Consider the following 15,071-nt stretch of genomic DNA (forward strand, 5'->3'; position numbering starts at 1 on the left):
TTGCGGCTGGATTAAGGTTTAAAATAATCCAATACACGAGTCTAATTTTGTCCAATGAAGCGCTTTCATTTCCTGATATATAATGAGCCTATGAAAGACAAACCAGTCACACCGGGAGGTCATAAGAGATGAAAGTATGGAAAAGCGTAGCAAGTGCGGTACTGGTCAGTGTTCTGCTCGCAGGTTGCGGCTCCAATGCAGGAACGGACAATGGGCAGGAGGAATCGGCATCAGGCAGCACGGTGTCACTCAAAGTATTCGTTGCACAACCTCGGCTGAAAGAACATTACGATAAATATATAGAACAGTTCAAAGCCAAGGAGAAAGCAGAGAAAAACATTGAGGTGAACGTGCAACTGGAGATGCCGCCAGCGGACAATGCACCTCAGATTTTGAAAACACGACTCGCCTCCAATGATGCGCCGGATGTGTTCGCCCTGCATGCAGTCAATGAGATTCCACCATTCAGCAAAGCTGGTTATCTGGAAGACCTGTCGGGCCAACCTTTTGTCGATAAGCTGCTGGATTCGGTTAAACCTTCCATAACGGATGCGGAGGGCAAAGTCGTAGCTGTTCCATTGGAAACAGTATCATGGGGCTATCTGTACAATAAAGATATTTTCGAAGAGCAAGGGCTGGAAGTGCCAACGACTTTAACGGAAATGAAAGCGGTCGTGGAGAAACTCAAAGCAGCCAACATTACACCGTTTGAACTGTCCTACAAAGAAGCCTGGATTCCGCAATTATTCCTGCCACTTACCGTGGGTGCATTAACTCAGTCTGAGCACAAAGACTTCGTGGAGAAGATGAATCAGGATCAGGGCTCCTTCTCCGATATGAAAGCATTGTTTGATATCTTCGATCTCGTCAATGCCAATGGAACGGACAAAGCGCTGGAAGTGGGCGGAGATGATGGTTCAGCAGCCTTCGCATCAGGAAGCGCCGCGATGTGGATTCAGGGACCATGGTTTGCCGAAACCATTCTGAAGTCCAACCCGGACTTGAACTTTGGTGTAGCACCAATGCCGATCAATGACAATCCGGATGATACCAAAATCAATCTGAGCACCTCCACTTCACTGGCAGTATCGTCATCTAGCAAAAACAAAGAAGTGGCACTCGATTTCGTGAACTACATTCTTGATGACAAGGATTCAAGTGCATTCTTCGAAGCACTCAAGTTCAATCCGATTGCCAAGATCCATGACTTCAAGAGCTTCCCGTGGGTAGACGATGCCCAGAAATATGTGAGTGAAGGTAAAGCTTATGAGGATCCATCCCTTCCTCAAGCGGTGAAAGACGAGTCAGGCAAAGCGTTGCAAGGCTACTACTCTGGGCAATTAAATCAACAGCAGGTTATCGATGCGCTCGACAAGGCGTGGAAATCCTACAACAAAGTCAACAAGTAAGGAGTTGCGAGGAATGGAGTATCCGCTTTTATTGGCAAATCTCTACGGTTTGAGAGCTTGTCAACAAATTAGCGGTACTTTGTTTCGTCACAGTCTCCAAGCAGATGATACGGCAGGCAGAACGTTCTTTGTTCCCTCGTTTACAATCATCCGCTTCGAGTGAAAAGGGGGAGAACCAATGGCTACGAATGTGTTCAAGAAGTATCTGTCACTGCTCGCGTTCACTGCGCCTGCCTTTGTCATCTATGCGATTTTCCTGCTGTATCCCACGTTTAGTGGCATGTTCTATAGTCTGACGGATTGGAACGGACTCAATCGGGATTACAGCTTTATCGGTCTGGGCAACTTTGTGGAATTGTTCAAAGAAGATCCAGACTTTCTGAACTCTCTGTGGTTCACGATGAAATATGTCATATTTATGCTGATTCTGCAAAATGGAATTGCCTTGCTGCTCGCTGTGTTGATTGAGTCACGAACGCGCAGCAAAGGGCTCTTCAGGACGCTGTTCTTCATGCCTAACATGATCAGTACAATCATCAGTGCTTTCATGTGGACCTTCATCTTCTCTCAGGTGCTGCCACAGCTCGCAGAGAAACTGGCTTTTTCGTTCCTCGACCAGCAATGGTTGGGTGATCCGAAGTTTTCATTTTACTCCATTCTGATCGTATCGCTCTGGAACGGTGTAGGGTATATGATGATCATCTATCTGGCTGCTCTCCAGGGTGTGCCGAAAAGCCTCAAGGAAGCGGCTGTTATTGATGGGGCCAATGCATTCCAGGTACTGCGCAATGTGGTGTTGCCGATGATTACTCATGCCGTGACCATCTGTTTCTTCCTGACGCTGAACGGAGCATTCAAAGTGTTCGAAGTGGTGTATGGACTGACGGGTGGTGGACCGGGCCGAGCCACGCAGGTGATCACGATGAATATCTATGAAGAAGCGTTCTCCAATAACTTCAGATACGGCTATGCGAGTGCCAAATCGGTTGTGCTGTTCATCATCGTACTCATCTTTACACTCATCCAGATCACCGTCATGAAGAAGAAAGAGGTGGAAGCATGAGGATGCAACGACTGAACAGTTATCTGATTCGACTGCTGCTGATTCTGGGCTCTCTCGTCGCCATGCTGCCGATCTACATGGCGGTGGTGAACTCTTTCAAAACACAGGGTGAGATGTTCCAATCTTTTATCGCGCTGCCAACGACGCTTCACTGGGAGAATTACTCGGACGCGTTTAACAAAATCAATCTGTTGGGCAGTTCGATGAACTCGGCAATTGTATCTTTTCTGGGGATCGGGGGAATTGTCTTCTGTGCCTCACTTGCGGGATACAAGCTGTCGCGTACCTCAGGCCGCTTGAGCAACCTGATCTTCTTCTTGTTTGTTGCTTCCATGCTGGTGCCGTTTCATTCGATCATGATTCCGCTGACGCGGGTAGCCAAAGGCATGGGTGTACAGGGAAGTACGTACGGATTGGCCCTAATTTATATCGGGCTTGGTGTGAACATGGCGATCTTCCTCTATCACGGGTTTGTGAAATCCATTCCGCGTGAATTGGAGGAATCGGCTCAGATGGACGGATGTAATGAGTTCCAGACGTTCTTCCAGATTATCTTTCCGCTCTTGCTTCCGATCACAGTTACCATCGCGATTCTGGACTTCCTCTGGATCTGGAATGACTTCTTGTTGCCACTGCTCATGCTGACCGATGTGAATCGTTATACGCTGATACTGTCCACGAACATGCTGTTTGGTGAATATAACAAGGAATGGCCGTTGATTCTGTCCTCCCTGGTACTGACTGCGATTCCGGTTATCCTGATCTATGCGTTCTTCCAGAAGTTCATCATGGAGGGTATTGCGGAGGGTGCGGTCAAAGGATAGAACGTTCAAAGGAATCCCGCAGCGCATCTGGTGTTTGCCCGTTCTGTTATTCGGCCAAACTTTCGAAACTTACGCAAATAGCCTTGATCTGAAGGACGTGGTCCTTCAAGGTCAAGGCTGTTTTTTTTGATTGTGAAATCAGGAAAAAGCATTCGTCGAAGTCAGGAGCCAGAATCCATAAGCCTGTGGACAGCCTCTGCCAGGCATTGTAGTCCACGCTCCATCTCATCGGGGGAAGCATAAGCGTAAGACAGCCGAATATGACTCGCATCTAACCGGTCATACAGATAACCCGGGTGGATAAGTACATTTTGCTCCAGACAGGTATGGAACAATTGGCGGATAGAGAGCGGAGAGACAGTGAATTGCAGCCAGATGTAAAACCCGCCAGCGGGTATTTCCCACTCCGCAATCCCATGGAAGTGACGTTGAAGCAGCTCCAGCATGAAGTCTCTGCGTTTGCGAAGTTCAGGACGAAGGCGTTCCATATGTCCAGCGTGATGTCCTTCTGCGAACCACAGGGCAGCAGCTTCTTGGGCGAGTGAACTGGTACCATAATCGGTCTGCATCTTGATATCTGCGAGACGACGAATGACCGGCTCTGGCCCAACCAGCCATCCGAGGCGCAGTCCAGGACTGACTGCCTTTGACAGAGTACCCATATGCAGCACCCGTCCTTCCTGGTCACGCGCCTTCAGCGATGACGGAGGAGGTTTATCCAACCACAGATCACTGTAGGCGGCATCCTCCAGTATGGAGATGCCTAGTGTTCGAGCGGTGGTCATCAGTTCTTCCCGGCGGTAATCACCCATCACAGAGCCGGTGGGATTATGGAAGCTCGGGATCGTATAGAGAAGCGAGATGTGGTCTTGATCTTTGACATGCTGCGCCGCCTCCTCCAGACGAGCAATGTGTACGCCTTCGTTATCCATCGGGATACCACTCATTTTCAACCCTGCTGACTGAAAGGCGTGAATCGAATAGAGATACGACGGTTTTTCCAGCAGAACCGCTGATCCGCGAGGGAGCAGTCCGACCGAAATCAAATGCAGTGCCTGAAGAGAGCCCGATACGATCAGTATGGAATCTGGAGAGGCTTGAATGCCGGTAGTCTGCAAATGGACGGATAAAGCCTCACGAAGCTCCAAGCTTCCTTGAGGTTCCAGATAGTTGAGTGTACGAGAACGCTGGGACAGGGAGTACAGAATGTCGTTAAAAGCATCCTGAGGCATCAGTTCCGGGGCAAGCTCCCCTGTACCAAGACGTATGATGCCAGGCCGGAATTCAGTCTGATTAATCTGCTGGATCTCGGGCAGGTTGGGATAATACCAGCCCTCCTCGATGGCATCGTTCCAGTTAGGCATGGCTCCGTGAGCCATACCATGCCAACCGGAGCCGGAAATATAGGTCCCCCCGCCATGTCTGCCCTCAATCAGACCTGCGGCGGCCAGGTTATCCAGGGCGGTGACCAATGTACTGCGGTTCACCCCCATGGACTCAGCCCAAATTCGTTGTGAGGGGAGACGATATCCTGCTGACCATTCGCCCGTTGTGATTTTCTGCCGGACATAGGCTTCAATCTGGCGATACAAGGGCAAGTCGAGAGAAGGGTTCGGCTTCCATCCCATGTTTAGCCGAGAATCAGAACGTTCCATAACTGGCAGAATCACCTCCGTTTTTCTTTGTAACAAACACTATATCATTTGGTTGGGTCTGATGCCATCCAAGTGGTTGGTTACGTCAGCCATCATCTGCCCTACTATGGAATACAGAGATAAGGGGGAAGCACGATGGAGGTTGTTATTCACGCAGTGGTTCTGGCGTTTGGCCTGATCTTGCCACTGGGTGTGCAGAATGTATTTATTTTTAACCAGGGCATGAGCCAGAGGCGTTATATACATGCACTGCCTGCTGTAATAACGGCAGGGGTCAGTGATACGTTGTTGATCGGGGCAGCCGTTGGAGGAGTATCACTCATTTTGCTGCAATGGCCATTGCTGGCGAATGTGTTGTATGGCGCAGGAAGTTTGTTTTTGCTGTATATGGCTTGGAGTATCTGGAGGTCGTCCGAATCTGTGGAAGGTTCGCAGACGGTAATGTCAGCGGGGCGACAGATTGCGTTTGCCGCATCGGTATCTTTACTCAATCCTCATGCTCTGCTGGACACGGTTGCTGTGATTGGCACCAGTTCACTTCAGTATGAAGGGGTGGAGCGCATTTATTTTGCCCTAACAGCCGCGGCTGTATCGTGGATATGGTTCTTGGGACTTGCAGGCGCAGGCAGGGTGATTGGCAGAACGGATCGAACTGGACGCATCAGTCTGGTGTTTAATCGGTTCTCCGCTGTGGTCATGGTTGGGCTTGCGTGTATGATGCTGTGGAAGCTCATCTATTCATAGAAGGACCGTGATGTGGCTGGCACAACTTGTTAAAATAAAAAAACTCCCCGTGACGTTAATCGCACGGAGAGTTCAATGTGGATGCTGAATTTGGTAATCAGCATAGCCTGTTGAATTAGTTATTGAGTAGGAATATGTAGTGCTCGATAATGCATCGGTATTGCGTCTCTTATATATGGTTAGTCATTTGAGTTAAGTTCATCGTAATCGGATCTATTCCGCCTTCAGCAACATGGATTCAATAAACACTTTCAGATCACGGCTTACGCTGTTCAACTGATCAATGACCTCGCTGAACTCGGTTACCATCACAGCCTGTTGGCTGCTAGACTGTGAGATGGATGTGATCTCTTGCTCCATCTGCTGAATGGAATGCTGAACATCCTTCAAGGAACGTTCGATATTCACCGTAGCTTCTTTGGTACCCGTAGAAAGTTTACGCACTTCAGATGCAACAACGCTGAATCCGGCGCCTGCTTCGCCTGCTCGGGCGGCTTCGATAGCCGCATTCAGGCCCAGTAGATTGGTCTGTTCTGAGATTTCACGGATGAATGCGGCGACTTTATTCACTTCGCCTGAGTTCTGCACAGCCATGCGGGTATTATCCAAAATCTGCGAGGAAGAGGCCGTCAATTGCTCGGATTGGGCAGCTACCGTCTGCACCATATCTGTTAATTTTCCGCTGATACCACCGATCAATTCAGTGAAGTGCTCCAGTTTTTCCTCATTCTGAAGAGAGAAACCAATGGCAAGTGTGCCCACGATATTTCCTTGCTCATCCCGAAGTGGGGTGGCAGCCGAGTTGATTGATGTACCATAGAATTTCGCATCAATACGGTTCGCTGAAGTTTCCCCATGTATAAGTGCCCGGCGGAGTGTAGGGTCATCGAGGGAAACGGGGTCTCCTGCCTTGATGCCCAGATCGAGTTCGTTGCTGGGAACATAATACCAGAACTTCTCCGTGTCGGTTACCGCAATCATGATATCGTGTTCTTTCAGCATAATTTTAAAATACGGGCTCGCTGCAACGAGTGCTTCAACAATGTTCAATAAGGTTCAGCTCCTAATAGTGTATGTGTGCATATCATCTAGATGTATGTATATACATCGTCAGAATTATCGGAATCTTGAAGACCCAACAAGGGCAATAACGTATATTAATTACATTTTTAACAAATGAAACAGGAGAATTGATGATTTTCAGGAATTTATGAAAACATAACGAAAAAGCAGGCGAGAACATGATGTTCTCGTCTGCTTTGCTATCCATTTATTCTGTGCAATGCTCCATTTCCCGTGATCCATGCTGATTTACGTAAGGGTTCACCCCATCAGCGTTACCACATCCGTTGTGTGTAGGGATCATCCTGACAGTACAGATATATATCCATACTCAGGAGTGCGCTATTGAGTTATATTGCGTACTGTTACTATCCGCCAATCTGGGACATGCGCCGTACAGTCGGCGTATGAGATTGCATTTTTTGTTCCAAAGCTAGAGCCATCTCATGATTCTTTGGTTTCGTACCCAGCGCTTTGAGGAACAGTGCCGCCATGGCATCCGGATCATCCACGAAGCGGCGAACATTATACTCATCCGACCAGTACAGGCAGGCTTTGATATGTCCATCAGCGGTCAGTCGAAGTCGGTTGCAATTGTCACAGAAGTGATCGCTCACGGGATGAATCAATCCAAATGTGCCTTCGGAGCCCGCAATTTTCATATTGCGTGATGGGCCATTGCCCGCAGGGCCTGTTGTATTCTCTACCGTCCAGCCTGCTTCAGCACATACATCTGTCACGGCTTCCAGCGGCAAATAAGATTTGCGCCATGAATCCGAAGCCTGTCCAATCGGCATATATTCAATGAAACGCACATGAAGAGGTTGATCAATCGTCATTGCAATAAAATCCTTGATCTCATCATCGTTGATACCCTTCATCAGCACAACATTCAGCTTGATCGGAGCAAGGCCAGCGGCTGTTGCAGCTTCAATGCCTTTCAGTACCTTGTTCACATCTCCGCCGCGGGTAATCATGGAGAAGCGATCAGCGCGCAGGGAATCCAGACTGATGTTAATCCGGTTCAACCCAGCATCTTTCAACGCCTGAGCTTGTTTGTCCAGCAGAAGAGCGTTGGTAGTCAGGGCAATATCGTCAATCCCGTCAATTGCCGAGATCATGCTGACGAGCTTGTGCAGATCCTTCCGTACCAGCGGTTCGCCCCCCGTGAGCCGAACTTTGCGCATGCCCATCGGAGCAAGCACTTTCAGAACCTGTGCAATCTCTTCGTAGCTCATAATCTCATCATGTGGAGCAAATTCCATGCCCTCTGCGGGCATGCAATACACACAGCGTAAATTACAGCGGTCCGTAACAGAAATACGGATGTAGTCATGTATCCGGCCAAATGAATCCTGAAGCAGTTCCATGCAGACCACCCTTTCATCGGTTCAGATTGGAAATCTTCTATTATAAATGATACGACAATTTCAAAAGGAACAGTTGCATCAAATTTTAGCTATTTCTCCAATCCGCGTCAACGATGACGTCAGATGACAGCATTTTTGGCGGGGTGATTCAGATGGAATTGCCCCACGAGTTGTTGCAGAAAGATCGTAATGGCTTCCACGTTATGCGAAGAGTGCTGAACCTGCAACATATCATGGATCAGCTCCATCATCTCTGCTTCTACCTCAGCAGAAGTCGCCCGATTTTGATGGCTGATTGCAGCAATATTCTCCATCAGCATGACCACTTGATCCACGACTTGTGTGCGCTCAGGTTCTTCAGCGGTAGCATTTTGCAGAAGTTGCGAAGCGGCCTGAACCAGTGTTGTTCCTTCAGCCAGTACCTGATCACCCTCTGTGATTAATTGAGATGCCGCTCCTGCTGCCGTTGAGATTCGGTCCAGAATCTGATGAATATTTTCAGTGGAAGAGCGGGATAACTCGGCTAACTTACGGATTTCCCCTGCCACGACCGAGAAGCCTTGGCCATGCTCGCCCACGCGTGCAGCTTCAATGGTGGCATTCAGAGCCAGCAGGTTGGTCTGAGCTGAAATTTCATCAATGACAGCCAGTGCACGGTAAATCTCTTTCATGGTATCTATGAAGGACAGGATGGTACGGTTGGTATCGGACACGGCTCCTGAGATTTGGGTCATTTTGTCGCCGATTCGTTCCACTTCCTGCTGGGCCACGCCGATCTGTTTGGTTGCAGAGGTCTCCAGTTGTTGCAGCGTTATGCGCATGTGATCGGCAGCGATCTTGGCCTGATCGAGATCTTCCAGTTGGGTGCGAATGGCCTGAATCATCGAACCAAGCTTGTAGTTCACACGCTCAGTCGTACCCTGGGTTGTCTCTGTTGAAGTTCGCATCTGATACTGATTATCCATAACATCTACCGTGGCAAGTTGTACCTTCAGCATAATGCCTTCCAGAGAATCAATCATGTTGTTGATCCACTTCGCCAGTTCACCCGACTCGTCTTGGGCAAAAGCAGACGTGTCTAGGCGCTGGGTCAGATCACCCCTGCCTTCGGCGTTAATTCGAATAAATCGGCTGATGCGACGCAAGTCTTCATGAACTCGTTGATATTGGCTGCGATGCAGCTGTAATGCAGTGAATAATCCGAATAACACATTAACAGCTGCCATTGCTGCCGCGCTCCAACCACTACCAGTGAAGGCATAGACAAGAGCTGCTCCTGCAACGCCTGACAAAAGCGTGAAGAGACTGTGTTGCTTGAACTGGCGCCAGCCGATGCTTCGTATCCGATACACTTCCTCCAGATCCCCTTCACACATCATGCCCCAGCGATCAGGACAGTGTGGCAGCTGGAAGGTGATGCCTTTGCCGATCACAGAAATATGGCGGTAATCCGAGTAGCCGGGAAAAGCCACGAACAGATTGGAACCATTCTGAATGGTGTTTGCTACTCCGGGGTGCAGTTCTCCGGTCGACGGATCAGTGAACATGAGTTCCAGCTCGGTATGCTCCTTGACGGAAACGATACCCCATTCGGTGGTGACGCCATCTTTGAGATTTTCCCCATGCGTAAAGGTACGGTCTTCGAAGCGGCTTCGGGATAAGGCGGTGCCTGGTTGCAGATGGGGCCGTAATATCGACTCAGCCATAAAGAGGTAATTGTCACCGGAATCGGGATAGATATGACCTGATTCTCGTTGGATCAGGTCACCCAGTACATCTCCGGGAACACGGCTGCATAATGAACCGACATATCGACCTTCCTGCAGGATTGGGGAGATAAACAGCAAGGTGACATCATCGTGAAAAGCGGACGAGCGTGGACCAATATCCAACGTCAGTGGATCAGAATAAGGACCATACAAGCATTTTTTGCCATGACGATCTGCTCTGGAGTATTTCAATCCTGGTCCAATCAAAGCTTCGTGATCCTTATAGATCTGTCCAATATGTTTCTTATATGTAGAGAATACCACCTGATTCTGTTCGTTCAGCACGAATAGCTCCGTACTGTCTACGGCTCGAATATAACTGGATTGAAACCATGTATCTAGTTTACTTCGTTGCTGTGAATCTTGTAATACATCCTGTAATTGGACCGACTGTAACTGTTGGAGTAAACGGTCCAGGTGATTCCATTGTTCATCTGCCCAGTCCATCATAAGCTGCCGTCTCGTTTCGGCAATTCCCTCGAAAATCTGTTCCACATCTTCCTTCATATGTGCGTTCAACCGATACGATCGCCACAGCGGCAATCCTTTTCTCCATCCCAGCCAATCAAACATCATGACCACCCCGATTTCTGGATTTGAAAGCTTCGTTCTAATGGATTCCACCCTATCTATTCAATCTTTATACAAGAAAATGAACAAGATTACGAGGGGATATGTCATATTTTCCGAATATTTATTCAATAAATACAAATGATCGTGCGCTTGTTGTTAGGTGAAATCAAAGGGCATAACAAAAATCCCCTCCGGTATCCAGTGTATGAGTGCATTCTAACATGTCCTCTTTTTTCACTGTCTACCCATGAGGGGATAATACATAATACCGCTATCTAATTAATCTTCGATTCTTTTCTTTTTGAATTTCATCAGGAACTCATACACAATCGGTACGATAACCAGGGTGAGCAGCGTGGAGCTGATCAGACCACCGATTACGGTGATTCCTAATCCCTTCGAGATGATACCCGCACTCTCTTCGAGACCCGTTACCAGTGGCAACAGGGCACCAATGGTCGCGAGAGCGGTCATCAGAATTGGACGCAGACGAGTTGCGCCGGCTTCCAGCAAGGCTTCACGGGTAGACATACCCTCTTTTTCCTTGTGAATCACACGGTCGATCAACACGATGGCGTTGGTGACCACGATCCCGATGAGCATCAGTCCACCCATCATGGCGGAGACGTCGAGCGTACCACCAGCGATGAACAAACCTACCATAATACCAATAACCGTAAATGGCAGGGAGAACAGGATTGCGAATGGTGCCAATCCGCCGCCGAATGTAACAACGAGCACGAAGTATACAATGGCGATGGCCGCCAGCATGGCGAGACCCAGTTGAGTAAAGGTATCATTAATCTGTTCGGTTGTACCGCCAAACTTCACTTCAACGCCATCAGGCAGATCCAGCTTGTCGATCTCAGCCTGTAGGTTACTCGAAGCTTTCGTTACATCCGAAGCCAGGATGTTGGCTGTGACTTGTACAACAACCTTACCATCAATTTGCATGATGGAGTTCGGGGAAGTACCTTCTTCCACTTTGGCAACATCTTTGATCGGAACTTGGATGCCGAGCGGTGAAGTGACGGTTTCATCCTCAATCTCATCAATACTGCTGAATGTTTTGTCGTCTGTCTCTACATATACTTTATACGTTTTATTATCAATATCCACTTCCGTGAGCACAGGACGTTCCCGTGCCGGGCTCAGTGCCATAGCCAGTTGGCCTGCAGTCAGGCCCAGGGAACTTAGTTTCTCCTGATCTGCAACGAGCGTATACTGCCCGTAGGTGTCAGCGAGTGTCGTGTCTGCTTTTTCAAAATTATCCTTGTCCGCTTCAACCAGTTTCAGAATCTCGTCCGATACAGGTTTGAGTTGCTCTACATTATCGCCATAGATGGAGAGGCTCAGACCACTGCTACCCAGACCGCCGGACATGTCGAGTTCATTCCAGGTTCCTACGGTAACTTCCTTCTTCAGACCTTCTACAAGCTGTTTTTTCACTTGAGTAAAGTCTTTCGTATCTTCGTTATATTCAATATAGAATAGAGCCGAGTTGGAACCACCGCCACCCATACTGCTCAGTGGGTTCGTGCCGCCGATGGAATATTGCATTTTCTCCAGACCCGGTTGTTCCAGCAACCACTTCTCGGCAACGAGTGCTTCTTTTTCTACATCTTCACGCAAAGCTCCGGTTTGCGGGCTGTACGTAATGGTCACATATTTATCCTGTTGTTCCGGCAAGAAGCTTGCACCGATGAACGGGTACAGGAACAAACTGCCGACCAGCAGGATCACTGCAATACTGACCGTGATGAGTTTGTGTGACAGAGTCCAGTTCAGCAGGCGTTTGTAACCTTCCGCCATCTTGCCTGGTTTTTCTTCGTGATTCTGTTTGTTCTTCAACCCTTTACGGAACAGGGTGTGCGCAAGCATCGGCACAATGGTAATTGCCACGATCAGGGATGCCAGCAAAGCGAATACCATGGTCAGTGCAAATGGTGTGAATAACTCACCGACCATACCGCTTACCAATGCCAGTGGCAGGAATACAGCAATCGTTACGATCGTGGAAGAAAGGATTGGCACAAACATCTCGCGCGTTGCTTCGCGGACCAGTTCACGGCCTTTCAATCTCTCACCTTTAAGTGTTAATCTGCGGTAGATGTTCTCGATAACAACGATGGAATCATCGACAACCCGTCCGATGGCAACCGTCATGGCACCCAGCGTCATCATGTTCAAGGTGATATCCATCATATTGAGCGCAGTCAATGCCATGAGCAAGGAGAGCGGTATCGAGATAATGGAGATAATGGTTGAACGAATATTACGCAGGAATAGCAGGATGATCAGGATGGCAAACAAAGCGCCAAAAACGGCTTTGCCCAGCATCGTGTTCACCGAGTCCTGAATCGGCTTACCTTGGTCGAGCAGGACAGTCAAATCAGCATTTTTGAACTGCGATTGCAACTCTTCCGCTTTATCTTTGACTGCGTTAACGACATCAACCGTGTTGGCATCGTTGGATTTTACAATGGAAATACCGATCGATTCCTTACCGTCTGTCCGGGAAATGGATTCCGCTTGACCGATGACTTCGATCTTGGCAATTTCACTTAATCTCACTGTAGGGATACCAGCTGCGTTGGCAGCACCTGAAGGGCTACCCACACCGGCATTACCACCAGCGGCTTGGCCTGCAGCATGGTCCGTTCCTTGTGAAGCACTTGGAGCGGTACCTTGACCAGCTTCACCAGTTGGTGCTCCAGAGCCTTGGGGGGCTGCGTTTGAACCATTGCCTGTGGAAGCTTCCGCACCGCCGGGTACGACTGGAATGGCAAGGTTTTTCAGATCATCAATATCGACGACGTTTCCATCCACGACAACGGCCTTCTGGGATTTATCCAGTTCGAACAATCCAAGGGGCACACGGATGGAGGAACCTTGAACGATACCGTTTACCGTATCTTCCGTTAGGCCCAGCTCGGCCATTTTGGCTTGGTCAAACTTCAATTGAACTTCTTTCACATATTGACCGGACACCTGGACCTGAGCTACACCGTCAATATCTTCGAGTGCAGGCTGAATATCCGATTCAACCAGTCGTGTCAATTGTTCCAGGTCACCACCGTCCTTGTCGGACAGGCTCAGAGATACAACCGGGAAAGAGTTAATGCTGAACTTGGAAATGGTCGGCTTCTGTACGCTGTCAGGCAGTTGTACTTCATTCAGTGCCTCACGAACGGTTGCCGTCGCGTTGGTCAGATCTGTTCCATAATCAAATTCGAGTGTGATCGATGCTGCGTTCTCCATGGAAGTGGAGGTCACCGTCTTCACGCCATCTACATTGCGTAGTTTTACTTCCAGAGGCTTCGTGACATCCTCAACAATTCCCTCCGGTGCAGCCCCCGGATCAATGGCAGTGACATTCAGAAACGGTACGTTGATGTTTGGGATTGTCTCTTGTTTCATCGTCAATCCGCTGTACAAACCTGCGAAAGAGATGATAATCGTCAGAATCCAAATCGCAAACTTGTTGTTCAGTGAAAAATTAATAATACCTTTCATACGATGGTTTCTTCTCCTCTCTGTTTCTCCTGTTTATGTGTGTGACGAGTCAGCTTGGATGAACCGGCTATACATGGCATCCAGAATATGCTGAAGCTCGGAGTGCAAAGATTGAATGGCAGTTACGTTCTCCAGATTGTGCATCATGCCCAGAATAATGGCACGCCGCGGTGTGAATTCCATCATCTCCTGCCGGAGAATGGCAATGGTCTCAAGTACATCATTCTTTGGTTGCCCAGCAGGCAATTCGGAGGCAGCAATATCCTGCATTTTCTTGATAATATGAATAGGATGCCGCATCACCGTGGAATCCGGATGGGGTTCGGTAATCCATGCAGGCCAGTCCTCCAAAGGAATCAAAGGCAAAGGTCGCTGCTTAAGGAATCCGTGCGCTGCATAGTCCATCATTTGCAGTAAATTTGTTGCCATTTTGGTAACGGTAAGGGACGGCATCTCTGTAAACCAGATTTTGACGTAGGAAAGGAATAGCCCCTGTGTCAGCAAAATAAGGTCAATCGTATAAGGTTCAATCTCCGATCCGTACTGCTCCTCCAGCTTATCCTTAAACCAATGTAAGGTACGGACTTCCAGATCTCTTTGCAGCGGATGGCATTGTTCCTTGCGTTGCTGTTCATCATCCATCATCATGCTGCGCATCTGTACTCGCAAAAACTCCTTAAGTTCGGCAATATGGATGAGCAGTGTCTCAATCTGCTTTTGCAGACGTTCTCGCGAGGTAAGGCTGGTTTCATGCTCAATCTGTGTCATCTCGTCCATGAGCGTGTACATGCAGTACTCCAGAGTACTGGCTTCTAATTCCTCTTTGGACTTGAACATGATGTAGAGGCTGCCTTTGGACATCCCGCATAATTCTGCAATCTCTTGCATGGATGTTGCAGCACTGCCTTTGGATGAGAATAACTTGAGTGCTGTAGTAATGATGAGCTTTTTCTTCTCATTCATCTCATGTATAGGGTTCATTAACGATACATTCACCTCATCAGGGAACTTGTGAGTTCTTGAATTGACTTTAAGGTCAAAATAAGTATAAACGATCTGGTTAAAGGAATTCAAATGGGAGTAAAT

At 48.4% G+C, this 15,071-nt stretch carries 10 protein-coding genes; 4 read left to right on the forward strand and 6 right to left on the reverse strand.

Features of this window, described 5'->3' with window-relative positions:
* The first annotated feature begins 128 nt into the window (after positions 1-128).
* From D829_RS0126215 to D829_RS0126230, 3 genes are all read left to right on the forward strand, one after another.
* Entirely contained in the window at positions 129-1,409 is a 1,281-nt protein-coding gene (locus tag D829_RS0126215) for an extracellular solute-binding protein (protein WP_017691889.1), read from the forward strand.
* A gap of 178 nt (positions 1,410-1,587) precedes the next feature.
* A complete protein-coding gene (locus tag D829_RS0126225; protein WP_017691891.1) occupies positions 1,588-2,472 on the forward strand; it encodes a sugar ABC transporter permease in 885 nt (294 codons plus the stop codon).
* A complete protein-coding gene (locus tag D829_RS0126230; RefSeq protein ID WP_017691892.1) occupies positions 2,469-3,296 on the forward strand; it encodes a carbohydrate ABC transporter permease in 828 nt (275 codons plus the stop codon). Before D829_RS0126225 ends, D829_RS0126230 begins: the two co-directional genes overlap by 4 nt.
* A gap of 161 nt (positions 3,297-3,457) precedes the next feature.
* Here D829_RS0126230 and D829_RS0126235 read toward each other — a convergent pair whose 3' ends face one another.
* Complete coding sequence (locus D829_RS0126235) at positions 3,458-4,951, reverse strand: PLP-dependent aminotransferase family protein (RefSeq protein ID WP_017691893.1); 1,494 nt, start codon at positions 4,949-4,951, stop codon at positions 3,458-3,460.
* A gap of 135 nt (positions 4,952-5,086) precedes the next feature.
* Here D829_RS0126235 and D829_RS0126240 point away from each other — a divergent pair, with 135 nt between their 5' ends.
* Entirely contained in the window at positions 5,087-5,695 is a 609-nt protein-coding gene (locus D829_RS0126240; RefSeq protein ID WP_017691894.1) for a LysE/ArgO family amino acid transporter, read from the forward strand.
* Between the two features lie 213 nt (positions 5,696-5,908).
* Here D829_RS0126240 and D829_RS34335 read toward each other — a convergent pair whose 3' ends face one another.
* The 5 genes from D829_RS34335 to D829_RS32685 all read right to left on the reverse strand — a co-directional run bounded on the left by D829_RS34335 (position 5,909) and on the right by D829_RS32685 (position 14,966).
* The gene (locus tag D829_RS34335) at positions 5,909-6,745 is read right to left on the reverse strand and encodes a methyl-accepting chemotaxis protein (RefSeq protein WP_017691895.1); all 837 of its coding nucleotides are present in this window, start codon (positions 6,743-6,745) and stop codon (positions 5,909-5,911) included.
* A gap of 380 nt (positions 6,746-7,125) precedes the next feature.
* Positions 7,126-8,127: a GTP 3',8-cyclase MoaA gene (gene moaA / locus D829_RS0126250; protein WP_017691896.1), complete on the reverse strand. Its 1,002-nt coding sequence runs from the start codon at positions 8,125-8,127 to the stop codon at positions 7,126-7,128.
* Positions 8,128-8,246: 119 nt separating this feature from the next.
* Complete coding sequence (locus D829_RS0126255; protein ID WP_346773286.1) at positions 8,247-10,472, reverse strand: methyl-accepting chemotaxis protein; 2,226 nt, start codon at positions 10,470-10,472, stop codon at positions 8,247-8,249.
* 276 nt (positions 10,473-10,748) lie between these two features.
* Positions 10,749-13,985, reverse strand: a complete 3,237-nt coding sequence (locus tag D829_RS0126260) for an efflux RND transporter permease subunit (protein WP_017691898.1) — start codon at positions 13,983-13,985, stop codon at positions 10,749-10,751.
* Between the two features lie 33 nt (positions 13,986-14,018).
* On the reverse strand, positions 14,019-14,966 hold the full coding sequence (locus D829_RS32685) for a TetR/AcrR family transcriptional regulator (protein ID WP_017691899.1): 948 nt from the start codon (positions 14,964-14,966) through the stop codon (positions 14,019-14,021).
* Positions 14,967-15,071 lie beyond the last annotated feature (105 nt).

The sequence above is a fragment of the Paenibacillus sp. PAMC 26794 genome (assembly GCF_000316035.1).
GTDB lineage: Bacteria > Bacillota > Bacilli > Paenibacillales > Paenibacillaceae > Paenibacillus.

Coding starts and splice junctions, on each gene's coding strand:
- D829_RS0126215 (WP_017691889.1), top strand. CDS start 129: ATGAAAGTATGGAAAAGCGTAGCAAGTGCGGTACTGGTCAGTGTTCTG.
- D829_RS0126225 (WP_017691891.1), top strand. CDS start 1,588: ATGGCTACGAATGTGTTCAAGAAGTATCTGTCACTGCTCGCGTTCACT.
- D829_RS0126230 (WP_017691892.1), top strand. CDS start 2,469: ATGAGGATGCAACGACTGAACAGTTATCTGATTCGACTGCTGCTGATT.
- D829_RS0126235 (WP_017691893.1), bottom strand. CDS start 4,951: ATGGAACGTTCTGATTCTCGGCTAAACATGGGATGGAAGCCGAACCCT.
- D829_RS0126240 (WP_017691894.1), top strand. CDS start 5,087: ATGGAGGTTGTTATTCACGCAGTGGTTCTGGCGTTTGGCCTGATCTTG.
- moaA (WP_017691896.1), bottom strand. CDS start 8,127: ATGGAACTGCTTCAGGATTCATTTGGCCGGATACATGACTACATCCGT.
- D829_RS0126255 (WP_346773286.1), bottom strand. CDS start 10,472: ATGATGTTTGATTGGCTGGGATGGAGAAAAGGATTGCCGCTGTGGCGA.
- D829_RS0126260 (WP_017691898.1), bottom strand. CDS start 13,985: ATGAAAGGTATTATTAATTTTTCACTGAACAACAAGTTTGCGATTTGG.
- D829_RS32685 (WP_017691899.1), bottom strand. CDS start 14,966: ATGAACCCTATACATGAGATGAATGAGAAGAAAAAGCTCATCATTACT.